Raw genomic sequence first — 23,683 nt, forward strand, 5'->3', positions numbered from 1 at the left:
GGTTGCCTACGTGTTACTCACCCGTCCGCCGCTAGGCTAATTAGAAGCAAGCTTCTAATTAGCCCCGCTCGACTTGCATGTATTAGGCACGCCGCCAGCGTTCGTCCTGAGCCAGGATCAAACTCTCCATTAAAGACCAACCGAGGTTGGTGTATAGAAAGAGCGATTCGCTCATTTTGAAACTGACGAGATAAAATATCTCTTTTTTCCACTCCGATTTCATACAACCTTGCGGTATGTACCGAAATCTTCGTGGTTGATTTTGCGAACAAAATCATTTACTCACTCGTTGTTCAGTTTTCAAAGATCAAACCTACATATTGTCTTGCTTTTGTTTTACTTCGTTTCACCACCGCATCTCAGCGGCGACTTAAATAATATAACACATAACCTCATTTTGCGTCAAGCATTTTTTAAAAATTTATTTTTCATGCTTGTTTGCAACATACTTATCCTGCTGTAAACAGGTCTAAATTATTCATGCCGCTTAATGGGGCGAGTTATAACTTAGCATATCTTTTATAAACTCGTCAACCTTTAACGACAATTTTTATGTTTTGAGCGTCAATGTGACTCCATTACGCATAAAAAAAGGAAGAAAATCCGTTTAACGGACCTTCCTCCCGCTGATTCGATGTATCAATTAAATAAGGGAATAACGTATTTCACTATGGTGTCCATGATCCCTGAGATTCCCGCCAACCGATTCCCTGATCAGTGAGCGGTATACCAGCTTCCGTAGTACTACGGTAAGATCCAGCTGGAGATTTTTTAGCTCAGGATGATTAATAAGCTCATTTATGGACCAAGGTTCCCGTCTGCTGCCTAAAATGCGGAATAGCGGTGCTGAGCACCCCTCCATTTTAGACATCACTGAAAATTCGCAAGCAAGCAGCACAAGCTCAACCCGCTGCTCAAGGGTTTCCGTACTTAATGTGAGTTCGTTGTACAGCTTGTAGATGGTTCGATCCAATGGCTGTATCTGAACCCACAAGTGAACCGTCGGATAAATTCCCCGTTTAATAAGCTCAATGGATGCCCAATGATCCAACGCCTTCAAAATACTTTGGTGAGCGTCAATAATCCGACCTTCTCGCATTGCTCTTTTACCATGAACGTAATTAACCAGAAAACGGGCGAACTCATGAAATTGCTTTTGCTCCCGTAACGGGTCGTTGAATTCGATGATTTCCCGCCTTAACAGACTGACTCTCTCGTCCCGTTCCCACAGAATATGGCCTTCCAGTAAATAATCTATTATGTTGGCATGTTCACCGGCGATAATCCAGCCTTTCAGACAACTGAGTGTTGCGTACAACACCTGACATCTTAATCCATTTATCAGTAAATGCTGAATGGAACGGGCTGGCTTCCGGCTTTCTCCAATAATTAGAATGAGTTCATCAAAATCATACAGCATGGCTCCATGAAAATATTCGCCCGGCTTTCTATACGAAATAATGCCGATCGAATCTCCCTGCAACAATTCATCATACATCAAGCTTAATTTGGTTAGCTGCACTTCTCCCTCCATACCTGTAAGGCGGCCATCACCGCTAAATTTGGATATATGTGAACATTTCTACATAAAAAAGAAACTTCCTTCTTCAATTCTAAAAATTTTAAGTTTTATTTACTTATTTCTTTTAGCGTATTCCAGGCGGTCTGATCTGCAAAGGTTCGATTCCATACACCGATTCCCCCAAGTTTCAATGACTTGGCAAGTTGCACCCTCGCTTCCAGAGACACACGATCCTCCAACCAAATCTTTTTGACAATACCGTCTTCAGTATACTCGACATAATTCTGGCCTTCCGAAGCTCTGAATTTAGGCTTCAGCTTAAATTTCTCGATAATCCCCGCTGTTGATTCCATACCAAGCGATTTGGAGCTAACCTTGATGGTGTCCCCTTTAGGTGTTTCAGACCATACACGAGTGTATAACGGAATGCCCAAGACAACCTTTTGAGGCGGTACTTCATCCTCCTGAATGATTCGCTTGATCGACGCTTCCACCCATGGCAGTGAGGCGACAGAACCAGCCTTCGGGCTGGCTGCCCAATGCTCATCATAGGCCATAACCATGAGATAATCCGTAATGGAACCCAATGATTTTCGATCCAGAAAAGCAGACCACATCTCACTTTGAGATTTAGGTGTTACGTCGATAGACAACATCAAATCATGTTCACGTGCCATCGGCTTAACCTCTCGCAAAAATTGAGTGACATTGGGTCCATCCTTCGTATGAACATTCTCAAAGTCAATATTGATACCGTCCAGACCATTTTTCTCGGCAAGTGTAATCATCTGATCTATAATTGATTTTCGTCGTTCAAAGGTAGACAAGGCCTCTGTCGTTAATTCAGGGTTAAAGCTGTTGCTCAACAAGCCCCATACTTCCATCCCCTTGCGATGCGCCCAACTGACATAGGCAGGGTCGGCTTTGCTTTGTACGGTGCCCTCATTATCTATGATACTGAACCAAGTGGGGCTCACCACATTCACTCCAGGCATAGGGTCAAATTTGGAAGGATCAGGTTTACGGTTGTAAACGGCCTCCCAGGCGAGGTTCACAGGTCTTCCCTCCCAGTGCTTCTCCGAGATAGATGGAGTATCTTTAGCCGGGGCGACCGCAAGCTCCTCTCCTTCAGAGATATTGGCCGCCTGCACATATCCAGCGTAGCCGTTATCCAGTTGAACAAAATACCAATCAGCCTGTTTGGACCAAATACGCACCTTCGTTTGTTGTGGTATATCCGTCAAAATAAAAGATAGGCTGGAGGCTTCTTTACGCAAAGCAATTTTGGCATCCTGTCGTCCATCCTTCTTCTCCACGTCCCCCAGTTTGACTTTCTCTCCGGCTTTCATCAGGATGACTGCACCCGTCACTGTGTCTTCATGAACAGATACCCCATATACTTCACGGACAGCTTGCATAGGTATATAAACCGATCCACTAATAATCTGGGGAGCTGCGCTGAGCATATATGATGTTCCATTCAATTCCCCCTGCGGCTTGGAAACGGTCATTTGTAGCAAATTTTGCCTCGTAGCCAAAATGATAGTTTGGCTGTCATCCTCATAACGAATCGCTGGATCGATTTTACTTTGAACAAATTTGAGTGGTACCAGCATGTTCTTGCCGGAATTTTGAGCTTCATACCCGGTCAGCTTTCCCTGAATAAAAATGGGACGGACACTGCCTTGCCAATCGGGTTTTTCATGCAGTGGATTACCGAACCATACGACAGTAATTGCGCAGATGATCGCTGCGAACAACAGCAACATTGTAGCCCCTTTGAAACGTGAACGTTTACGGCGGCGTCTGGAATGATTTCTGGCCAATATTCAACCTCCATTGTCGGAACTTTGAATTACAGGTTAACGTAAGCTGAACTGGTAGCTGACAGACAAGTTATTTAAACAAAAAAACGCGGTAAATCCCCGCTTGTGGGGAATTTCTCACGTTTCCAACCCATTACAATATATACATACCACACCGAAAAACTTCTATTCCTTATTTAGCTGAATTTCCTTGTTCATGCAAGCTTTGCACACTCCGTATAACTCCATACGATGTCCATGCACTTCAAAACCTGTCTCTAACGAGGCATGTTGTTCCACATCAGCCAAATACGGATAACTGAAATCTTCAATCTTTCCGCATTTTTCGCAAATGATGTGATAGTGCTCCGAAACATTGGCATCATAACGACTGGCGTTATCTCCATAGGTCAACTCATGTACCATACCCGCTTCTATAAACATCTTTAAGTTATTATAAACCGTAGCCACACTCATGCTTGGAAACTTGGATTCGAGCGCACGATATATTTCATCTGCGGTCGGATGTCCCATAGATTCCATCAAATAGTTTAATATGGCATGGCGCTGGGGTGTTATGCGTACACCTGTCTTCTTTAGAAGTTCCAAAGCATGCTGGACGCGAGCTGCCATATATGTCCACCGCCTTATCCCTTACTTACGATTTGCTTTATTACAACTATTTTACATTCTATTCACGTTGTACGTCTATTCACATTGTACGGTCAATTCAAGTTTCTTGTCAACGCGCCACATTATCGCTGGATGACCCGTTAGAGCCTCCGGTAGCGGGAGATTCAGATGGAGCCGCAGGCGTTTCTGACGCATTAGGCACATTCGTTCCTGCTGACTCGTCCAAGCCAGGCAGCGATGCCATTAGTAGCTTCTTGATCGTTAAATTACTATTGCCTTCCACGTTGATCGAGTACTTACCTGTCCCGTTTTGGCCTGAGATACTTTTACTATCTATTTTAAATGGGAAGTCTGATCGAAGGTTGCCGTAACTGCTTGACCCCTCCAACTGAAAGTCACCATTCGACGGAAGATCCAACGCAATGTCACCGACAGCACTGTATATTTTCCAATCTCCACCTACCTGCTCGCTATGCACCTTGATCCCGCCATTGAGCGAATTTGCATTCAGCTTGGCTGTGGGATTCAGAACGTTCATGTCACCATTTTGGGTATCAACCGTAATATCACCTTCCGAGCGGGCAAGCTGAATGTCGCCTACCATCGTGCGTAGCGCAACCGTTCCTTCAATATCCCCTGCCTGCATATCACCGCGATTGGTTCGCATATCTATATCTCCGGTGATACGATGCAATTTGATCCGACCGTTCAAGGTGACTCCTTGGACATTGCCGATAGCATCATTAACCGTCAAATTCCCATTCCCGCTCTCCAGCCGGATGCTGTCGATGGCATCTATTCCGTTGAGGGTAATATCTCCATTGGAGGTTCTGATCTGCATATTAAATCGCCGATCCTCCGGCACTGTAATTAACATATTCGTACGGGGCTGACGTCTGCTCGATGCTCCGTATGACTGCACCTCTGGACGAATCTGAATAGTCTTGCCGTCAGTAGAAGTCAGCGAGGAAGCTTGAGCAATCTTGTCCGCTTCGGCAGCAGGAGCTTGATCCACCCACAGGGTCGCACGTACCTCTACATTGGACACAGGACGTCTGATCAGCGTTACATCGCCATTGACCGAATCAACTACCAAATCGGACGTCTGCATCGTTACAGGCACCAGTACGCCGCCCATATCATATCGGTTTCCTTTCGCCTGACTAAAATCCATGGATGCCGCGGTTAGATTCAAACTAACCCTGTTCCACAGATACATATAATGATTTTGCTGGGTTACGATAAAAACAGCCGCGGCCACGACCAATGCGGAGACAATTCCCTTCAGATCAGGTCTGAAACGTCGTCCGTTGTCGGGCTTGCCCTCCTTGCGGTAGTACACACCAAAAAAAATCAGATACTCCAGTCCCCACAGCACAAAGATAACAGGCCACCATACAAGGAGCTGAAGCATATATTCGGTATGTTGGACAACATCCAGGATAAGCAGAACGCCTACAGCCATCAACAGAAGCGAAGAGGTGTAGCGCCCGACTCTTATTTTGCGGTGCACGCCAGCTTCACCCTCTTTCCTTTACCTTTTTACGTTTGACCGACAAGCCGACTTCTCGCAAGAAGACTAATAGTCCGATCAGCATTAATAAAATAGCTAACGTCAAAAAGCCATAATCCTCGAAAAAGTTCCCCAGCCAGCGTGGTTTCATACGAAACAGAATCATAAGTCCGCCACCCGCCACGAGCAGCACGGCAAAAGACAAACCTCTCTCCCAGACATAAAATGGGCTGCTCTGCTGCCCTCGTGCGTCCATCTGTGCATAACGATCCGGCTTACGGCGATAGCGGACCATATAATCCGCTGATTGTAACACGTCATATACATTATAAAAATATAAGACAGGAATGAACAAGCCGAGCAAAATAAGCAACGGAATGTTAATCCTCAAGCCGTCAGAAGCAACATACAGCATCGCAAAAATATCTAACAGAAGCAATACGATAAATGTAAGCCCTCTAATGAACAGCCCTAAAAAAAGATGGCCCAGGCCGGGTAACAATGCTGCCATGATAATGGCAATCACTTTGCGAAATTTAGCGTATTTAAAACGTTTACCCTGTTTGGGGTGTTCCCGCTGTTCCGGCTCCGGTGACTGTTGTCCCTCTCCAGACAGTAACGGTTGCTCCGAGTTCATGCCATCCTCCCCTTTGAATTCCATGCGTGATCCGCAGCAAATGCTCCAATGGTTAGATAGTACCCCAATCGGATTCAAGAGTAACTGGAAAAAATGTGGTAAAACCTCATTCCACGGAAACTGCCGCTACATCCTCCCACTGCCTGAGATCGGCTGCAATACGCACTGGATTAAAATCGCGGCGAGCCAGTACTTCCAAGGAAACCTCCATGCTCTGCCGATTTGGATGCAGTTCGTGAAAAGGGACATTCTCATGCTCTTTAATCACTATTTTACGTATTTCCACTTTTTCTTGCTCTAAATAAGTCGAAATTTGCTCCAGCAATCTATGGGATGACAATCCGTATAGTGTTATAAGATGACGTTGTCGTCCACGCATATACCGCAATTCAACTTTGTTAAACACCCATAAATTCAAAAATACAAGTACAGTCGCCGCTATAGATGGAAAATAAAAGCCCGCTCCGACCCCGAGACCAATAGCTGCTACAACCCAGATGGAAGCAGCAGTCGTTAAGCCTGTAATGGATTTGCCTGTAAACATAATTGTTCCTGCGCCCAAAAATCCTACTCCAGTAATTACCGCAGTAGCCAAACGTGCTGGATCTATACGTACATTGGCCTCTTTGATAAAGTCGGCAAAGCCGTAAATGGAAAGCAGCATAATCAGCGTCGAACCGAGACTAACCATAATATGAGTCCTCAAACCTGCAGCATGATTGGAACGTTCGCGCTCAAAACCAATGAATCCGCCCAGGAGCATGGATAGCAAAAGTCGTAAAATGATGTGTGAATCGTCTATAATCCACGGGTTATCCAATCAAGCTCTCCCTCCCGGTGTATATCGTGCTTCCCTATCCGGGGATACAGTTTTTGCTAAGGCTATTTCACGTTATGCAGGTGGTATGTGGTTAATTCCACGCCCGGAGCCACCTCTACCGCCGATACGGGGCGAAAGCCGTGTTTTCGATAAAGAGCCACCGCAGGAGCATTTAAAGTTCCTGTAGATACGATAAACAGCGGTATATGATGATATTCATTCAAAACATGCTTCATTAAGGAGTCGGCAATCCCTTTGCGAAAATGATCCGGATGAACCATCATACGTGTAAGAGTGAGCGAACCGGATGACTCAGACTGCACCGCCAGCGCCCCTAGCAGGTCGCCGTCCTCAATCCAGCCATAGAATGTCTCTCCGCAGCTTCGCAGCGTATCAAACGTATCCATAAGGGGTGGTATTTCATAAAAACCGATCCGCTCAGCCTCCAGCCTGTAAGCGAGGTGCTGAAGACGCCATATCTGACTGACCATTTCATCATCTTCCAATGAACATATGCTAATCATGCTGCATCCCTCCTTCTATTCAGGGCAGCTATGCTGCTGTTTTCTATAAAAAAACTCGTAACATGTCATTGCGCTTCCAAATTCCGTACAGCAGTTCTCACAGAGCCTATACAAAAAGGGACCTGTCCCTATAAGACAAGCCCCTTTCAAATCTATGCCATTAGCGGTTTAGCACTTCCGTCAGCAGCTTGTTGGCAAGGCCAGGGTTTGCTTTGCCCTTGCTCTCCTTCATCACTTGACCAACCAGGAAGCCGATGGCCTTCTGCTTGCCAGCTTTGTAATCCTCAACCGATTGCGGGTTAGCCGCTACTACCTGCTCGACGATCGTCAGGATCGCACCCTCGTCGCTGATTTGCACAAGCCCTTTTTCTTCAACAATTTGCTGCGGCAGTTTATCACTCTCCAGCATTTCCTTGAAGACGGTTTTAGCGATTTTACTATTGATCGTCCCCTTCTCCAGCAGTCCGATCATTTCACCCAAGCCTCGACCTGTCAGTTTAACCTGCGACAGCTCCACACCGGCACTGTTTAAATAACCGAGCAAATCCCCCATAATCCAGTTGGATACTGCTTTGGCATCCTTCGTGTATTGAAGACTATCCTCAAACAAATCGGCCAGTGGCTTGGAAGACGTAATGACCTGTGCGTCATACTCAGGCAATCCATATTCCGAGGTGTAGCGTGCTTTACGCTGGTCAGGCAGTTCAGGAATCGAAGCATGGATGCGTTCTTTCCATTCTGCATCAATATGCAGCGTAACGAGATCCGGGTCCGGGAAATAACGATAGTCATGCGCCTGTTCCTTACCACGCATAGACAGAGTTTTACCTTGGGCCTCATCCCAACGGCGTGTCTCCTGTACAATCGTTCCGCCTTCCTCCAGCGTCTGTTCCTGACGGAACTGCTCATATTCCAATCCGCGCTGTACGCCACGGAAGGAGTTCATGTTTTTTAGCTCTGCTTTAGTACCCAGCTCTTTCTGTCCATGCGGACGAAGGCTAATGTTCGCGTCGCAGCGAAGCGAGCCTTCCTCCATCTTCACATCGGATACGTCACAATACTGCATGATCGCACGTATTTTTTCCAAGTAAGCCTTGGCTTCTTCCGGTGAAGATATTTCCGGTTCCGAAACGATCTCGACCAACGGTGTACCGACCCGGTTAAAATCAACCAAAGACGCATAGCCGCCATCGACATGTGTTAATTTGCCTGCGTCCTCTTCCAGATGCAGTCGGGTAATGCCGATACGCTTTGTCTCGCCGTTCACTTCAATATCAATCCAGCCATGCTCGCCGATCGGCTGATCGTATTGCGAAATCTGGTAAGCCTTGGGTGAATCGGGGTAAAAATAGTTTTTGCGGTCAAACTTGCTCACATCAGCAATCGTGCAATTAAGCGCCATCGCCGCTTTCATCGCATAATCAACGGCCTGACGGTTCAATACCGGCAGTACCCCTGGATGCCCAAGACAAATAGGACATGTATGCGAGTTTGGCGGTGCTCCAAAGGATGTCGAGCATCCGCAAAATATTTTAGACTTCGTATGCAGTTCCACATGGACTTCCAGTCCGATGACCGTCTCATATTTGGATGTAGTTGTAGACATGAATGGGTTCCCTCCTTTTCGGCAAATTACAGCTGCGGACGCTGCTTGTGGAATTCGGTATTTTGTTCAAATGCATGTGCTACACGCAGTACGGAAGACTCGTCAAAGGCTTTTCCGATAATTTGCAATCCAACCGGCAATCCATCCGCAAGACCACAAGGGATACTGATGGCTGGCACTCCAGCCAAGCTCACCGGAATCGTCAAGATATCGTTCAAGTACATCGTTAATGGATCATCCACTTGTGAACCGATTTTAAAAGCTGTTGTCGGCGCAGTAGGTCCGATAATGACATCATATTGTTCAAACACACGATCAAAATCCTGTTTGATTAGTGTACGCACTTTTTGTGCTTTCAGGTAGTAAGCATCATAGTACCCGGAACTCAGCGCATAGGTGCCCAGCATAATCCGGCGCTTCACCTCGGGGCCAAAGCCCTGCGTGCGGGACTGATGGTACAGATCCAGCAGGTTGTCTGGATTGTCTGCACGTACGCCATAGCGTACACCGTCAAAACGGGCCAGATTGGACGATGCTTCGGATGAAGCCAGCAGATAGTATGTGGCTACCGCATATTCAGTGTGTGGAAGAGAGACCTCTTCCCATACCGCACCCAGTCCTTCCAGCGTTTTAAGCGCGTCCAGCACCTTATCCTTGACCTGTGGATCGACGCCCTCACCCAGATACTCCTTGGGTACAGCAATACGAAGTCCTTTTACATCTCCGGTCAAAGCGTTCAAGTAATCAGGAATATCTACCTTCGCAGAAGTGGAGTCCTTCTGATCATAGCCTGCAATGGCTTGCAGTACGTACGCCGAATCCTGAACATTCTTCGTAATCGGTCCAATTTGGTCCAAAGAAGAAGCAAAGGCCACCAAACCAAAACGTGATACCAGACCATAGGTTGGCTTCAAGCCGACTACGCCGCAATAAGAAGCGGGCTGGCGAATGGAACCGCCTGTATCGGAGCCGAGGGTGAAATAAGCCTCACCCGCTGCTACAGCCGCAGCCGAGCCGCCGCTGGAGCCGCCGGGAACGCGTTCTAGATCCCAAGGATTTCGTGCCGGGAAGAAGCTGGAATTCTCGTTAGAGCCGCCCATCGCAAATTCGTCCATGTTCATTTTGCCCAATGTCACGGTTTGCGCCGCACGCAATTTGCCGACAACCGTTGCATCGTACACGGGATCAAAATTTTTCAAAAACTGACTGCCGCACGTTGTACGTAGCCCTTCTGTCACGATGTTATCCTTAATGCCGACTGGCAGGCCAAACAGCAACCCGCGTTCCTCTCCCGAGTTCAGATGATCATCCAGCTGACGTGCGGATGCACGTGCCTGCTCCTCGTCAACCGTAATGTAGGCCTTGATCTTGTCTTCCCGCGCACCAATCGTCTCCAGAGCGTGACCTACCAGGTCACTCACGGAAATTTCCTTTTGATGCAGCTTGTTATGTATTTCCGGCAATGTGTTATCAAACAAGCTCAATTTGCATCCTCCTTTCAAATGTGAAATCTATTCCAGAACAGCAGGAACTTTAAACTGTCCGTCTTCTTCTTCAGGTGCATTGCGCATCACTTGCTCGTGTGTCAAACTTTCGCGAACTTCGTCGTCCCGCATAACGTTGCTGACGTGCAGCACATGAGTGGTCGGTTTTACCTGTTCCGTATCCAGCTCATTCAGCTTCTCCGCATAGTGGAGAATAGCGTTCAATTGCCCTGTCATCGTGTCTTCCTCGGCTGCGGTCAGATTCAACCGGGACAACTTGGCTACGTGACGGACATCTTCCGTGGAAATGTTCATACAAAAACCTCCTCGTGTATATCAAAAATGCTGCACCGAACTTTGAAATAACGTTTTTAATTATAGGATAGAACCCTTTACAATTCAATCTTTGACGTGGTACAGAAGCAAACTGTGTTACCTGGCGGTAAAATGCTACTAAATGTATATAAAAAAAGCACCTCTCGGTGCTCTTTCAAAAATCGGTAGGAGCTAAGAACGTGCCAATTATATATATTCTTAAAGAGAGTCGACATTAGCCGCCCCCTATATCCAAGCACGTAAATTAACTTGTCTAATAAAATCAGCCTGTGACAACAATTCTGTCGCGGTTTCTTCTTCCTCAGCCTCTACCGAATCAAGACCACCGTTCATCACATGTCTGAACAGCTTCTCATTATGCGTAGCAAGGGCGTAATCTATCAGCGCTTCACGCTCAATCCGCTCGGCTTCCAGCTTCAAAATACTTTCTTCCAGCTCGATGTCCCCGGATGGTACAAAAAAGTTGCGATTCACCTTCGGGACGCGAATGACATAGTCAAAAGCATTGTCCGCATTACGGTCGTAAGCAATGATATAACCATGTTCGCCCACAGGAAGATTCTGCTCAAAAGCATCCGCGACGATCATAATTCTAGTTCCTAAATGATGCATCGTTAGCCCCCCCGTTTGTCTGAACTTATCTGCTAAGTCTACTAAAAAAAAAGTAGCTTGTCTATATCATCTATGTATCTTCAAAACTGTCCATCTCCACGTCCCAGCCTGTGCTCATTCAGCCTTGTGTGCCAATTCTGTGCAATGGTTCCGCCTTGTTTTGTTACCTTTTTCCAGGTTATTACCTTCGGTTCAAAACCTTGCACAGAAGCTCTATCTCCTGTCTTTATGGAAAAATGGCGGCTATCTCCATTCTCACGATGTAACCCAGATATATACTTCCTTTTCATTCATGCTCCCCCTTGTGATCTGACGGCCAACTGCCTCTTTATCCTCTTAATGGGCAAAAAAAGAACGCAAACCGGGATTCATCCACAGCTTGCGTGCTTCGCGAGTTTAGTATGTAACTTCAATATGTGTATGTTAACAAAAATAAAAACCTTTGTCTATACATTATTGATATTTTATTGTCGAAATGAGGCAGAACCTGTCACAGCTTTGATTCTGCCCCAACTGAAAACATTCATCACGTTTTACCGAATATACGGATTATTGGCTTTTTCATAACCAATGGACGTTTTGGGACCGTGTCCGGAGTACACCGTAACGTCATCCCCAAGCGGGAACAATTTGTTCTGAATGGAATCGTACAAGTCCCGTTCCCGCCCACCGGTCAGGTCTGTGCGGCCGACACCCTGACGGAATAATACATCCCCGGAGAACAAGTCCTTACCACACAAAAAGCTGACGCTTCCGGGTGAGTGCCCAGGTGTATGGAATACCTTGAATGTATGCCCGATCAGGTTCAATTGCTGACCTTCCGCCAAATCATATTCGGCAGGCTCCGTCGAGATCGGCGGGGATGCCTCCGGCCACATCAAAGAGCCGTTTAATTTAGGGGATGTAAGCCAGTCCTGCTCCAAAGGGTGCAAATAAACCGGACAGCCCTTCGCTTTGCGAATCTCATCTACTCCACCGATGTGATCAAAATGAGCATGGGTCAGCAAGATGGCTTCAATCTCCAGTGACTCAATGGCTCTCAGCAAAGGACCTGGATTCATCCCCGGATCGATAATAACGGCGCGCTGCGGGTCATCCCCTTGAAGCAAATAAGCATTCGTTTGGAGTGGGCCGAGATTAAAGCTGCGAATAGATAATGTCATACATTAAAATCCCGAGATTAGCTCGCGCAATTCCTGAACAATCACAGGATGGACCTCGGTTACCTCCCCATATTTTTCAGCCATTTCTTTGCGAGCAACTGCGATTTTTTCTTGATAATCGTCGGCATCCCGATCCGGATTTTCACGTTTGAACCCGATCATAATTTGTTGGACATGTGCAGGGCGTGGTCCCCAGTGACCGAGTACGTGACCTCCTGTATCGGCAAAAATCACGATCGGTACAGCACGTCCTCCCATTGTCAGGAAGTCATCCATCAGCGCCTGATGGTTTTCCAAGATTAATACTTCGGTCGGAATCCCGCTATTCTCCAGCGCACGGAACACAACTGGCACATTGCGCACTACATCTCCACACCAGTCGGCGGCCAAAATGAGTACACGCAGATCATCCCGATGGTTCAGGCTTTCAAAATACTCGCGGTCCTCTTCACGGTTCCACACAAACTGATCATACCCGGAGTTGAAGGCTTCCTTATTCTTTTCCATACCCTCCATAAACTGTTCGGGGCTCAGACCTTTTCCGAAATATTGCGATACGTTAGTACGACTCATGTTATACACTTCCTTTCTTGTTTTTGGACATAATCCATTTGATAACAAAATAAATGATCAAGAGCGCGAGGGCAACCAGCAAAATTGGTTTGATATAAGGTGCTGCCACTTCGTCAATCTGCTCCCACTTGTCTCCAAGCAGCATTCCTAAATATATAAACAGAACAGACCAGGGTATAATCGCCAGCGTCGTCAAAATAATAAAACGCCATACGTTCATGCGAGCCAGCCCGGCAGGGATTGAGATCGCGTGACGCACAACAGGGATAAAGCGGGCTGTGAAAATGACCCCTGTGCCGTATTTGTTGAACCAGGCTTCGGCGTGGTCAACATGGCTTTTCTTGATAAGTATGTATTTGCCGTACTTATCCAATACCGGCCTGCCGCCATAGCGTCCAATCCAGTAAATAAACAGCTGTGCCAGCACCCCGCCGATAGTTCCAAAAACAACCGCGCCAAAGAAGTTAATATGACCCGAAGACACTAAAAAGCCACCATAAGCGAGGACAATTTCACTTGGAATGACCTCAACCATCAAGCCTAGCATAATACCAAAATACCCAAGACTACGAATGATCTCAAACAAATAATTAATGATACCAGATATATGGTCCAATTATCTTCCCACTCCCTGCCTGTTTCTCTATTTCCATTAGTGTATCACAGCGGCAGAACAAGTCGCCACTTCACTCAAATAGGGAGTTCAGTGACCCCCGCTCCTCTGCCCGCATAAGTTGTGAGAGAGAGGAGGGGGTACAATATGCCTCCCGGCAAATTCCCCAAACATGACAATTCACAATCCCGTTTACCCACGGCTCGCGGTATCCGACGTGCATGCAGCAAAGAGTTGTACCGAACCTGCAAGCGTCTGCCCGTTCACATTTCTCCCGATCTGGTCAAGCAGGGCGAGGAGCTGTATTGCCGCAAGGTCGCCGGACACCTCATCTGGATCGCCGAAAACCACAGCAACCGCAGACTACTGTGCGACTGGTGGGATGAGGATGTCAGCGAGGAACTCGCGACATTGTGGAAGGTGGATCGCGCTGTTTTGTGCACTGCCTTTAGAAGTGCCTACGGCGGATAGTTCTGCGCATCCAAGAATATGCGAAGCAAGAGAAGCAACTCAACCTGTAACTGCAAACTGTAAATTGTGAATCCAATAAAAGTGGGGCCACTTCGCAGTGGCCCCACTTTTGCTATATCACTATTCCTGTTTCTTTGTCTGCCCTGCTCCCTCGGGAAGCAGATCCGCACAGGCACGCTCCAAATAAGGATCAGCATGAATAAAATCCCGAAATGCCGTATATTCACGCCATAAAACAGAACGTTCCCCTGCTTGGCCTTTGACGGCACGGATCAAAATATTTTTAGGTGTATGCTCCATGTCGATAAATTCCAGTAACTGTGTCCGGTATCCCATCATGTCCAGCAGCTTGGCCCGGATACCGTCTGTCGCCAGCGCTGAAAAGCGCTCCTTCAAAATACCATGGGAAAGCAATGGCTCCAGCACCGGATTTTCCAACTGGCTAAACAGCTCATGCTGGCAGCACGGAACCGACAGAATAACGGACGCCCCCCAGCGGACAGCTTTCTCCAGCGCGGCATCCGTTGCGGTATCACAGGCGTGTAAAGTCACGACCATATCCACCTGCTCCAGCTCATTATAGTCCGCGATATCACCGACCAAAAACTCCAGTTGGCGGTATTGCAGCTTTTGAGCCAGAAGATTACAGGTTTCAATAACATCTGCCTTCAAATCCAAACCCACGATCTGCAAAGGTCGTTTTTGCTGCACTGCCAAATAATGATACAGCGCAAAGGTCAAATATGATTTGCCGCAGCCAAAATCCACAATGGTTAACGGGCGGCCTACGGGAAGGCTAGGCAGTACATCCTGCACCATTTCGAGAAAACGGTTGATTTGGCGGAACTTATCATACTTGCGGGCCAGCACCTTGCCGTCCTCATTCATAATCCCCAGCTCAATAAGGAAAGGAATCCGTTCTCCTTCTTCCAGCACATATTGCTTTCTGCGGTTATGAGACAGATCGGCTGTGCTTTTGCTCGGTGACTTTGTCAAAATGGAAACTTTATATTTTTTACTGATCAGCACCTGATAGTCCGCATTCTTCGCACACAAAAGTCCTTGTCGGAATGTGTCCTCAAACAAGGCAGTCATGCGCTCGCTAGCTTCGTCAGGGGTCAAGTTTTCATGGATGACCTTGTTGCTGTAATGAAAAGCAAACTGGTAATGCAGTTTGTTCTTCAATTCCACAGGCTTGATTTGCACTTTAGTAAAGGAAGCATCCTCCCGTTTGCGAAGCTGACTTAGCGTCGCAGTTATGAGGGAGCCTCCTGTAGTTAGTTGGTATATTAGTTCACGCAGTGAATCCAAAAGGTACATCTCACTTTCTTCCATGTAGTTGGGTAATCTCAACCAGACCTTCGGTTACTTCCCGGCGTGAAAGTCCACTCCGTTGCAGCTCCGCATCAGTCTTATCCAGCAATTGAGTATAAAATGCCTCCGCATCCGGCAGCAGCTCCGGCTGCTCCCATGCCAGTCCGAACCAAACATCAGCAGCCTCGTCCAGTCTGCCCTCTCGTTCGTAATAGACAACCAGCAGCTTGCTTGTGTCGGCTGGCAGCTCATATTCCTGAACCAAATTAACGATACACGCAATTCGCTCAGGCAGAACCCGAATGTCACGGGTCGCACCATTCACATCACTGCACAAATATAGATGAAGGGATTTTATCAAGATTCGTATGCCCTCGTCTATTCTGTCGGTTTCCAGGTAAATAGCGGCTTCTTCTTCCAAAATGCGAGCCACCTGCTGAAGCTTGTCCGCTTCAATACCGGGGCCCAGTCGGAAAAGCTCTATAATTTGTTCCGGCGGCAATCGTCTGAGCAAATCTGAACGAAGGCGAAACTGCTTGTTAAGCAGGTCATCCAGTTGTTTCAGCGCTTCGACGTGTTTATTTTCACGCCTTAGACCAAGCACCGAAGCTACTGCCGATGTCATTTCTTCCATCATACTGAGCAAATAATCTTTTCTGAGCAAGCCGTTCCCTTCTTTCCATCCCGATGCCTCGACAACCAGGAACTATTTCACTTCTGATTGTAAGTCATACTTGTGCAAAAGCCAAATGGCTCGGTCAAGACGGAAAACGTTTGGTAACAATCAAAATCAATTTAAAACGCCAAAAAAACCGCCCCCCCTCTGATTGGTACCAGATGGTTCCGGTTTTTTGGGTCTGTTGTTCAAGTTTACTGCTGAATGTTTTGTTGTAAAAATGCCAAGATGGCATGTGCCAGTTGTTCCGGCGCTTCGAACAGACTCATATGACCAGCTTCAGGTATTGTGACCTGAGTGATCCCGGCCCGATCTGTTGTAAACGTCCGGGCGGGAGAAATCGCCTGATCCTGCTCACCCGCCACTAACAGAGTGGGCAAGGTGGAGGCCGACAGCACGTCGCGGCGGTCTGAACGCTCACGCATGGCCAAAGATGTGCCTACGGCTCCTTGCGGCGGCGTTTTATAACCGATTTCTTTGACCTTGAGCACCTGATCCGACAAGGACTCTACGTGTTGTGGAGCAAAAAGTCCGGGAACGAGTCCATCTACAAATGCGGTGATTCCCTCTGTTTGAATGGTGGATACGGCCTTGTTCCGTTTTTCTTTTCCTTCCTCTGTATCCGCATAGGCGGTGGAGTGAATCAGCCCGAAGGCTGTAAGTCGCTCGGGATGGCGCTGTACCGCAGAAAGCGTCAAATAGCCCCCGAGGGAATGACCGAACCAGGCAGCCTGTGGAATGTCCAGTTGCTCTTGAAGCTTAAGCACATCATTCGCCATTTGATCAATCGTGTAGGCTCCAAGCGGAGCATCGCTACGTCCATGACCACGCAAGTCCGGAACAATGCAGCGATAGCTTTGGGACAGCAATGGAACAACCTCATCCCAATAGGAAGAGCTTCCACAAAATCCGTGCAGCAGGATGATGGGCTCTCCTTTTCCCTGTTCGGCATAGCAGATTGTCGTTCCTTCACATAGTACCTTTTCCATGTGGAACCCTTCTTTCTCTGTATATAATCTTTTGGAGCGAATATATTATGATTAGAACATGCTGATGTATATTATTAAGCAGACCATCAATATCTGAAACGGTAGCTCCCTGGAAATTCCTGCGAATCTGCTCTTAAACCAAACCCGCAAGCCGCAGCATGGGCTATATGTGTAGCCATCGTCATGACGAGATGCAGTGATGTCATTTGCAATGTCCAGTAGGGTTTGGGACTGCGCTCATTCACAATGGCAGCGACGCTGTAATCTCCGACAGACGGTAGGGCCAGGCCGACCGAACGTGCCGGAGTCAGCGGCTCACGGGCAACCAGAAACATCCCCGCCGAGCCTTGCTGTCCCAGACAAGCGTCGATGGCAATCACATGATGGTCCTGGGGAATACGCTCCAAATACGAAACCAAATGATCCGCGTCGCACGGCTCAGTCATGGTGCCGATCACGTGCGGAAAGCCCTGTTCCATAAGCATGGTGCCGACTAGCGGTCCCAGTGAATCGCCCGACGAACGATCCGTGCCGATACAAACAAAGGTCAGCTTATTCACCTCATGCTGAGAATGAATTTCCCGAAAAAACGGTACGAGCCCTTCGCGATCTGTTTTTTCCGCATGACTGTCTAAAGGAGAGCGCCCGGATACGGAAGCCCGATTATACAAAGACACCTTCGTCCATCCTCCTTGATCCGGCCGTTGACCGATAATCTGACTTTCAGTACATTCTACAACAAAAACATGGTACAATACAGGCAACTTCCCCTGATATGAAAGGATGGAACATTAACGATGGATTTGTCTGTACCGTCTCATGCCAACATTGAACATATGATTGAAGGCATCAAAACCAAGCTTCGTATGGCGAGTGGCGCTGCTATGCAGTCCTCCGCTTTCTCTCTGGAGCAATACGAGGATCTCCGTGATGTCTATGATATGGTGATGAACAAGCCTAATCTGAGTATTTCAGAAGTCGAGGCCATCGTTTCCGAGCTGGGCAGATTACGTAACCCCTCCTGATCAGAAGACGGATGCACACCGTTTAGCTTACTTATAGCCTATCGTCTTGGGTGACACTGTTCATGGTAGTGCCTCTTGTAAATAAAGCTCGTATCTCCGTTCGCATTAACAGACGCGTAACGGGATACGAGCTTTATTTTTATCCATCTCTTATGCGTTTCTTCGCAGATGTCTTTAAGGCAAATCCGCCAACACCAGTTCAGACACATCCTCATTACCTGTAGCTTGTAATTTTAAATGACAGCTTTTGTGGATTCGCAGCATCACCGGGTCCCAACTGAAAATTGCCATCCTGGCAAGTAACCTCCACATGACAGAGCGGTGTTCCGGTCACGTTTTGCTCTCAAGTTCAATATTGGTTAAGTTTATAGTACGAAAAGATAAGTCTATGCACGAAGCCATAAGGAGGAGATTCCCTACATATGCTGTCCCAAGAACCTCAGCTATCCCGTTTTTTGCCATGCTATTTACGTCGCAGTCTGTATGCGTCCATCGTCATGATTGCCGTTTTGCTTCTCATTGCCTACTCTGTTCGTTGGATCGGTACAGCTCCTTTTCTATATTGGGATGAACGCATTCAGGATGTGGTCTTTCCAGACACAACGGATGCTCATCACAAGCTTCTGACTGTCGCTGTATTCATTACGTCTTTCGGTTCTTTCCGTGTATCGTTGCTGGTTGCTCTGGGTATTGCCGTCTGGTGCTGGGTATATCTCCGCTCGAAGGCTTATTCCTTTGCAGTAATAAGCAGCTTTACGGCGATGTGGGTGTTGAACACGCTCATTAAAGAAGTTTTGCAACGGGATCGCCCATCACTTCAGCATTTGGTAGAAGTCGGCGGCTATAGTTTTCCCAGCGGGCACGCCATGATTTCCATGGGATTTTACGGCATGATTTTTGCCATTTGGGCGATAAAACGAAAAATTCATGAGCGCTCTATCTTCCTTCCCTGCGTTCTTGGCGCACTTTTGATTCTCCTGATCGGGCTAAGCCGTGTCTATCTGGGGGTTCATTTTCCAACCGACATAGCGGGTGGTTATATTGCCGGAATCATTTGGCTAGTGTTTACCGTTCCTGTTATCTATTGGCGAGCACGTCTACCACGTTCTCTGCCTCCATCGACTCCCCGCCCGTAAGCGGTTCGAGACGGTTTCTTGTTTCACAGAGAGTCACGGCGTTTATATACGAAGTAAGCAAGACAATGCAGCACTCTAAACTCACCACTCAAAAAAAGCGTTATGATTCTGTTAGACAGACGTTTCTGTAAACTGAAGGATAAGGGGGGCGATCCTTGTGTGGGGAATTGTATTAAGTATTATAATGGCTATTATTATCGGATTGATTGGCGACGCGCTCGCTGGCCATGAAATGCCCGGAGGCATTGTGGGCTCTATGATCGCCGGATTTGCAGGAGCTTGGCTTGGTGCCACGCTGCTGGGAAACTGGGGTCCGGTCATCGGTGATTTTGCAGTCATTCCGGCCATACTCGGAACCGCATTATTTGTGTTCCTGCTCGGACTTGTGTCCAGGCTTTTAAGAAGGGCTACCTAACATTTATATATTTTTTATTCTATAAGAGGAGTGATATGACATGAGTAACATTGATAATCAAGATACGGTAGGTAATACTTCAAGCTTTGCAAAGGGTTTATTCATCGGAGGTTTGATTGGTGCTGCGGCAGCCCTGCTGTTCGCGCCGAAACCAGGCCGCGATTTGCGCAGCGATTTGTCTGATAAAATTACAGTTGTTGCCGATAAAACAAAAGACGTTGCATCCGTAGTCAGCAACAAAGCAACGGATTTGGCCAAAACGGTTTCCACCAAAACAGAAGATGTAGCTAAAACTGTATCAGGTAGCAAAGACATTATTTTATCCAGCGTAGCCAGAGCTTCTGCCGATGTTGCTGATGAAGCAGTCAAGGCGGATCAAGAAATTATGGATGCAACGGCCCAAGCTGCCAAGGAAACGCAAAAACAATTAAATACGACTTCTTAATGACAGGGAATTCTGTGTACAACAAGAATAGACCTAAAAACACTGAACAGCCAGCATGCACCAAGCTGGCTGTTTTTTAGATGACAGAAAGGCAGGGATGACGATGAGCAAGCCAAACTCGTATGGAGATGACCTTAGCGTAAACAACAAACGGACCTTTCATCCCCGGCAGGGTCAGGATGAACTCAGGGATTTCGACGTGAATGAGCACCCTTTTGAACTGCGTCATGAAGTGAAGCGGCTTAATAAGCGCTTAGATCAAATAGCCGACATGCTGGAAAAAGTAGAATTTCGCGATGTACTAGAGACCTATTCCAATCCCAAAAAAAGAATCATCAGTAACCTGACCGCAGGCATTGCAAGGGGTCTTGGTCTTACGCTGGGTACGGTCGTCATACTCGCGCTGCTCGCTTGGCTGCTCAGCTTCCTTGTACAACTGAATCTTCCGATCATCGGAGATTTCATTGCCGAGCTGCTAAGCTATATCAAAATGAGCCAAGGCGGAAATTAGACAGCAGACGATCCATAGTAACCGGAGGTTCGTGCGTACACGCAACCCATTACCATGGATCGTTTTGATCTGTACATTTTGGATGACTGCGCTAGAGCTTGTTGCGCTTGTTAGCTTTCAGCAAATCTCCTGTCCATCCCTTCATCATCAGCCAGCCGTACATCCCCACCATACTTAACAGGGTCGCCGTAATCACGGCCGTAAAACCCCAGCCTGTTTTGATCCAGGGCAGATTCTCGAAGTTCATGCCCCAAATGGCGCCCACTACGGTTGCAGGCGTAAATACAGCCGTTACAATGGTGAGCGTCTTCGTAATCTCATTGCCCCTAAATGCAGAAATCGCATCGTCAATGAAGATCAGCGTGTCAATTTCCTTTTCATAATGCCGGAACAGCCCTTCCATTCGATTGACACGGTGAAGCAGTTGCTTGAAAAAGCGATTTCCCTCCAGCTCATCAAGATACGCCTCCCGGGAAGCCGTCACCAGCTCTGAAAAAGGAATGAACATATTGCTCCAATACAGCAGCTCAAAACGCGCATTCAATATAGAATCCATCAGCGTGCGGGCATTTCCTTTCTCCATACCCTCTTCCAGTTTTCTCAAGTTAATCTCGAATTTGTCCATCCCTGTATGAAAATAATGAAGAACGGCCCTTGCCAGTACAAACATGCCATCAGCTGCACTTTCACATCGGTCGAGCATTTTTTGACGTTCAACCGTGTGCATGATTTCGCGGGTATTCTGATCCAGGTTTAAGGTTACTAATTTCTGGTCCAGCACGAGAAAATAGAACTTGTTACAATCGCGTTGACTGTCGATTTCCTCCTGAATGGAATAGATTAGCGAGCCGCATATCAAAGGTTGATCGCCATCCGGAAAGCGTACAGAAATAAAACTGGACGGGATATCCTCTACCTTGTCCAGCCATTCCCGAGCGTCCGGGAGCTTATCCTTTAACTCTTGTATGACGGGGGACTGCCAGCCTGTAGCGCTGATGTCCCACCATTCCCACCCTCCGCGAAAGGAGGAAATCTGTTCAAATGCTGTCGTGGATTTCACACTTCCTCCCCCTCCTTTTCCGCTTTAAAAAAGGACACGCTTCCCCGATGGAATGGCGTGTCCTTATTATGTGACGTCCAGTAATTGAAACCATGAAGGCTGTCCTCCTCTCATGAAATAGAGGAATTAGACATAATCTGCTTCAACTTTTCCGTTGCCCGTTTCTGAATACGGGAAACGCTCATCTGCGATACGCCCAAGGTCTGCGCAATCGCACGTTGAGATTGACCATCCTGAAATGCCAGAAGAAGCACCTTCTGTTCCTGCTCTTTCAGTTGGCTTAAAGCTTGCTGTAAATCCATTCGTTTTTCCACAGTGTCGTAGTCGTTGGCATCTGAGCTGATAAGCTCGCCTAACGTAGCCGCACTCTCCTCCTGGGATAAAGGGGAGTCCAGTGACACATAATGGTAGCACTCACGGCCTGCAAGCACTTCGATCGTTTCCTCCACGGTAAGGTCCAAATACTCCGCAATCTCGTTCACATTCGGCGAACGTTCCAGTTTACCGGTCAGTTCGTCGATGGCATGCTGAACGAGCGCACCCTTTTCCTTGATGCGGCGGGGGACCTGAATGTACCAGGATTTGTCGCGTAAATAATTTTTCATATGTCCCAGCATGCTTTTCATAGCATACGGTTCAAAGGGGATACCCAAGCTGATATCGTATTGCTGAAGCAGACGTATCAAAGCCATCTGACCGGTCTGATATAAATCCTCGTATAAGTCCGGGCGGTTACGGGAGATTTTCCCGGCAGCCATCTTGACCATTGGCTCATACTTGCGGATCAGCACGGTAGCAATCTCGTTATCTTTGGTTTGCTGGTACTCCCAGATTAGACCAACGGCTTCATCCATCGACTCCGGGGGAGTTACCTTATCATTCATACTTTTTCCTCGCTTCTGACCAGACGCTTTACAAGCACGACTTCCGTGCCTTTTCCAGTCTCATTCAAGATATGGACATCGTCCATAAGCGCCTGCATGAGATAGAAGCCTAGTCCGCCTACCTGTGCATCATTCAGCTCTTTGTCATGCAAGGATGTAAGACGGGACGGGTTCTCCACGCGTTCAAAGCTCTCCCCTTCATCTTTGACACGGATGGACAACGAAGCTTCGTCAAATTCGAATGTTACTTCCACCACTCCACCCTCATGACCGTAAGCATAAAGAACAGAGTTATTACAGGCTTCAGATACAGCCACTTTCATGTCTTCTATATCCTCGTAAGAGAATCCCATTTTCGCGGCAATTCCGTATAAATTTAATCTTACAATATCGACAAAGTCAGCAGTTGCCGGCAAATTAAGAACTACTTTTTGAATTTGAGCATTCATTTCTTTTTCTTTCCTTTCCTATTGGGAATTCTCCTGGGGGACAAAGAATTTGGCAATACCGGTCATATCGAACAGCTTTTGAATTTGAGGTGGTATCTCCTGAACGGCAAACCGGGACTCCATCCCATGCCTTGCCTTTAAAATAGATAACAAAATACCAATACCTGTACTGTCAATGTATTTAAGCTCTTTTAAGTTAATAATCAAGTCCTGGCCGGATTCCCCCACCAAAGGCTCCATCACCAAACGAAAATCAGGTGCCACCGAAAGATCCAGCTCTCCGCTAAGATAAACGGTATTTACGCCATCGCTTGTTTCTGTAATCGCATTGAACTTCTCATTTTTATTTGTATTCATAGGTCTACTCTCCCAAAAAAAGATTTCCTTACATACTAACCCATTATACGAGCGCTTGAATCACCGTAGGATGCTTTCCATAACTTCCAAAGTTTACCAACTACACATCA

At 47.2% G+C, this 23,683-nt stretch carries 29 protein-coding genes and 1 rRNA gene; 6 read left to right on the top strand and 24 right to left on the bottom strand.

Annotated elements, in window-relative coordinates; genetic code table 11:
- The 16 genes from L696_RS0115465 to uptA form a co-directional block, all read right to left on the bottom strand.
- A 16S ribosomal RNA gene (locus L696_RS0115465) occupies positions 1 to 133 on the bottom strand; the annotation flags it as partial.
- Between the two features lie 510 nt (positions 134 to 643).
- Positions 644 to 1,522 carry a nucleotidyltransferase-like protein gene (locus L696_RS0115470; protein WP_025684454.1) on the bottom strand — a complete coding sequence of 293 codons (879 nt, stop codon included), beginning with the start codon at positions 1,520 to 1,522 and terminating at the stop codon, positions 644 to 646.
- A gap of 107 nt (positions 1,523 to 1,629) precedes the next feature.
- Complete coding sequence (locus L696_RS0115475; protein WP_025684455.1) at positions 1,630 to 3,348, bottom strand: glycosyl hydrolase family 18 protein; 1,719 nt, start codon at positions 3,346 to 3,348, stop codon at positions 1,630 to 1,632.
- 165 nt (positions 3,349 to 3,513) lie between these two features.
- Positions 3,514 to 3,960, bottom strand: coding sequence for a peroxide-responsive transcriptional repressor PerR (gene perR, locus L696_RS0115480; protein ID WP_025684456.1), 447 nt, complete (start codon positions 3,958 to 3,960; stop codon positions 3,514 to 3,516).
- Between the two features lie 109 nt (positions 3,961 to 4,069).
- Complete coding sequence (locus L696_RS0115485; RefSeq protein ID WP_025684457.1) at positions 4,070 to 5,473, bottom strand: DUF4097 family beta strand repeat-containing protein; 1,404 nt, start codon at positions 5,471 to 5,473, stop codon at positions 4,070 to 4,072.
- Positions 5,474 to 5,480: 7 nt separating this feature from the next.
- Positions 5,481 to 6,134: a hypothetical protein gene (locus L696_RS0115490; protein ID WP_025684458.1), complete on the bottom strand. Its 654-nt coding sequence runs from the start codon at positions 6,132 to 6,134 to the stop codon at positions 5,481 to 5,483.
- A gap of 82 nt (positions 6,135 to 6,216) precedes the next feature.
- Complete coding sequence (locus tag L696_RS0115495; protein WP_025684460.1) at positions 6,217 to 6,930, bottom strand: MgtC/SapB family protein; 714 nt, start codon at positions 6,928 to 6,930, stop codon at positions 6,217 to 6,219.
- A gap of 62 nt (positions 6,931 to 6,992) precedes the next feature.
- Positions 6,993 to 7,454 carry a GNAT family N-acetyltransferase gene (locus L696_RS0115500; RefSeq protein WP_025684461.1) on the bottom strand — a complete coding sequence of 154 codons (462 nt, stop codon included), beginning with the start codon at positions 7,452 to 7,454 and terminating at the stop codon, positions 6,993 to 6,995.
- A 160-nt stretch (positions 7,455 to 7,614) separates the two neighbouring features.
- The gene (gene gatB, locus L696_RS0115505; RefSeq protein ID WP_025684462.1) at positions 7,615 to 9,060 is read right to left on the bottom strand and encodes an Asp-tRNA(Asn)/Glu-tRNA(Gln) amidotransferase subunit GatB; all 1,446 of its coding nucleotides are present in this window, start codon (positions 9,058 to 9,060) and stop codon (positions 7,615 to 7,617) included.
- Positions 9,061 to 9,086: 26 nt separating this feature from the next.
- A complete protein-coding gene (gatA, locus tag L696_RS0115510) occupies positions 9,087 to 10,544 on the bottom strand; it encodes an Asp-tRNA(Asn)/Glu-tRNA(Gln) amidotransferase subunit GatA (protein WP_025684463.1) in 1,458 nt (485 codons plus the stop codon).
- A gap of 27 nt (positions 10,545 to 10,571) precedes the next feature.
- The gene (gene gatC, locus L696_RS0115515; RefSeq protein WP_025684464.1) at positions 10,572 to 10,859 is read right to left on the bottom strand and encodes an Asp-tRNA(Asn)/Glu-tRNA(Gln) amidotransferase subunit GatC; all 288 of its coding nucleotides are present in this window, start codon (positions 10,857 to 10,859) and stop codon (positions 10,572 to 10,574) included.
- Positions 10,860 to 11,105: 246 nt separating this feature from the next.
- Positions 11,106 to 11,492, bottom strand: coding sequence for a hypothetical protein (locus tag L696_RS0115520; protein WP_025684465.1), 387 nt, complete (start codon positions 11,490 to 11,492; stop codon positions 11,106 to 11,108).
- 80 nt (positions 11,493 to 11,572) lie between these two features.
- Positions 11,573 to 11,782 (bottom strand): hypothetical protein, encoded by a 210-nt coding sequence (locus L696_RS0115525; RefSeq protein ID WP_025684466.1) that lies wholly within the window; start codon positions 11,780 to 11,782, stop codon positions 11,573 to 11,575.
- A gap of 243 nt (positions 11,783 to 12,025) precedes the next feature.
- The gene (locus tag L696_RS0115530) at positions 12,026 to 12,655 is read right to left on the bottom strand and encodes an MBL fold metallo-hydrolase (protein ID WP_025684467.1); all 630 of its coding nucleotides are present in this window, start codon (positions 12,653 to 12,655) and stop codon (positions 12,026 to 12,028) included.
- 3 nt (positions 12,656 to 12,658) lie between these two features.
- Complete coding sequence (locus tag L696_RS0115535) at positions 12,659 to 13,228, bottom strand: thioredoxin family protein (protein WP_025684468.1); 570 nt, start codon at positions 13,226 to 13,228, stop codon at positions 12,659 to 12,661.
- 1 nt (position 13,229) lies between these two features.
- Entirely contained in the window at positions 13,230 to 13,844 is a 615-nt protein-coding gene (uptA, locus tag L696_RS0115540) for an undecaprenyl phosphate transporter UptA (RefSeq protein WP_025684469.1), read from the bottom strand.
- A gap of 144 nt (positions 13,845 to 13,988) precedes the next feature.
- On the opposite strand from uptA, the gene L696_RS0115545 reads away from it, so the two are divergent.
- On the top strand, positions 13,989 to 14,312 hold the full coding sequence (locus L696_RS0115545) for a hypothetical protein (protein WP_025684470.1): 324 nt from the start codon (positions 13,989 to 13,991) through the stop codon (positions 14,310 to 14,312).
- 120 nt (positions 14,313 to 14,432) lie between these two features.
- Here L696_RS0115545 and L696_RS0115550 read toward each other — a convergent pair whose 3' ends face one another.
- The 4 genes from L696_RS0115550 to yyaC form a co-directional block, all read right to left on the bottom strand.
- Positions 14,433 to 15,647, bottom strand: coding sequence for a class I SAM-dependent methyltransferase (locus L696_RS0115550; protein WP_025684471.1), 1,215 nt, complete (start codon positions 15,645 to 15,647; stop codon positions 14,433 to 14,435).
- The gene (locus L696_RS0115555) at positions 15,634 to 16,290 is read right to left on the bottom strand and encodes a DUF6483 family protein (protein WP_025684472.1); all 657 of its coding nucleotides are present in this window, start codon (positions 16,288 to 16,290) and stop codon (positions 15,634 to 15,636) included. The genes L696_RS0115550 and L696_RS0115555 overlap by 14 nt, the downstream gene beginning before the upstream one ends.
- 206 nt (positions 16,291 to 16,496) lie before the next feature.
- Positions 16,497 to 17,291, bottom strand: coding sequence for an alpha/beta fold hydrolase (locus tag L696_RS0115560; protein ID WP_025684473.1), 795 nt, complete (start codon positions 17,289 to 17,291; stop codon positions 16,497 to 16,499).
- An 86-nt stretch (positions 17,292 to 17,377) separates the two neighbouring features.
- Entirely contained in the window at positions 17,378 to 17,968 is a 591-nt protein-coding gene (gene yyaC / locus L696_RS0115565) for a spore protease YyaC (RefSeq protein ID WP_049827407.1), read from the bottom strand.
- Positions 17,969 to 18,088: 120 nt separating this feature from the next.
- Here yyaC and L696_RS0115570 point away from each other — a divergent pair, with 120 nt between their 5' ends.
- From L696_RS0115570 to L696_RS0115595, 5 genes are all read left to right on the top strand, one after another.
- Positions 18,089 to 18,316 (top strand): DUF1128 domain-containing protein, encoded by a 228-nt coding sequence (locus tag L696_RS0115570; protein WP_025684475.1) that lies wholly within the window; start codon positions 18,089 to 18,091, stop codon positions 18,314 to 18,316.
- Positions 18,317 to 18,738: 422 nt separating this feature from the next.
- Positions 18,739 to 19,452 carry a phosphatase PAP2 family protein gene (locus L696_RS0115580; RefSeq protein WP_025684476.1) on the top strand — a complete coding sequence of 238 codons (714 nt, stop codon included), beginning with the start codon at positions 18,739 to 18,741 and terminating at the stop codon, positions 19,450 to 19,452.
- 157 nt (positions 19,453 to 19,609) lie between these two features.
- Positions 19,610 to 19,867 carry a GlsB/YeaQ/YmgE family stress response membrane protein gene (locus L696_RS0115585; RefSeq protein WP_025684477.1) on the top strand — a complete coding sequence of 86 codons (258 nt, stop codon included), beginning with the start codon at positions 19,610 to 19,612 and terminating at the stop codon, positions 19,865 to 19,867.
- A 40-nt stretch (positions 19,868 to 19,907) separates the two neighbouring features.
- The gene (locus L696_RS0115590; protein WP_025684478.1) at positions 19,908 to 20,312 is read left to right on the top strand and encodes a YtxH domain-containing protein; all 405 of its coding nucleotides are present in this window, start codon (positions 19,908 to 19,910) and stop codon (positions 20,310 to 20,312) included.
- A gap of 97 nt (positions 20,313 to 20,409) precedes the next feature.
- Positions 20,410 to 20,823 (top strand): DUF5665 domain-containing protein, encoded by a 414-nt coding sequence (locus tag L696_RS0115595; protein ID WP_049827406.1) that lies wholly within the window; start codon positions 20,410 to 20,412, stop codon positions 20,821 to 20,823.
- 91 nt (positions 20,824 to 20,914) lie between these two features.
- On the opposite strand, the gene L696_RS0115600 is transcribed toward L696_RS0115595, so the two are convergent.
- From L696_RS0115600 to L696_RS0115615, 4 genes are all read right to left on the bottom strand, one after another.
- Entirely contained in the window at positions 20,915 to 21,883 is a 969-nt protein-coding gene (locus tag L696_RS0115600; RefSeq protein WP_025684480.1) for a magnesium transporter CorA family protein, read from the bottom strand.
- 110 nt (positions 21,884 to 21,993) lie between these two features.
- Positions 21,994 to 22,767, bottom strand: coding sequence for a sigma-70 family RNA polymerase sigma factor (locus L696_RS0115605; protein WP_025684481.1), 774 nt, complete (start codon positions 22,765 to 22,767; stop codon positions 21,994 to 21,996).
- A complete protein-coding gene (gene rsbW / locus L696_RS0115610; protein ID WP_025684482.1) occupies positions 22,764 to 23,216 on the bottom strand; it encodes an anti-sigma B factor RsbW in 453 nt (150 codons plus the stop codon). The genes L696_RS0115605 and rsbW overlap by 4 nt, the downstream gene beginning before the upstream one ends.
- 18 nt (positions 23,217 to 23,234) lie before the next feature.
- On the bottom strand, positions 23,235 to 23,573 hold the full coding sequence (locus tag L696_RS0115615; RefSeq protein WP_025684483.1) for an STAS domain-containing protein: 339 nt from the start codon (positions 23,571 to 23,573) through the stop codon (positions 23,235 to 23,237).
- Positions 23,574 to 23,683: the final 110 nt, after the last annotated feature.

This window comes from Paenibacillus maysiensis, assembly GCF_000520815.1.
GTDB classification, from domain to species: Bacteria; Bacillota; Bacilli; order Paenibacillales; family Paenibacillaceae; genus Paenibacillus; species Paenibacillus maysiensis.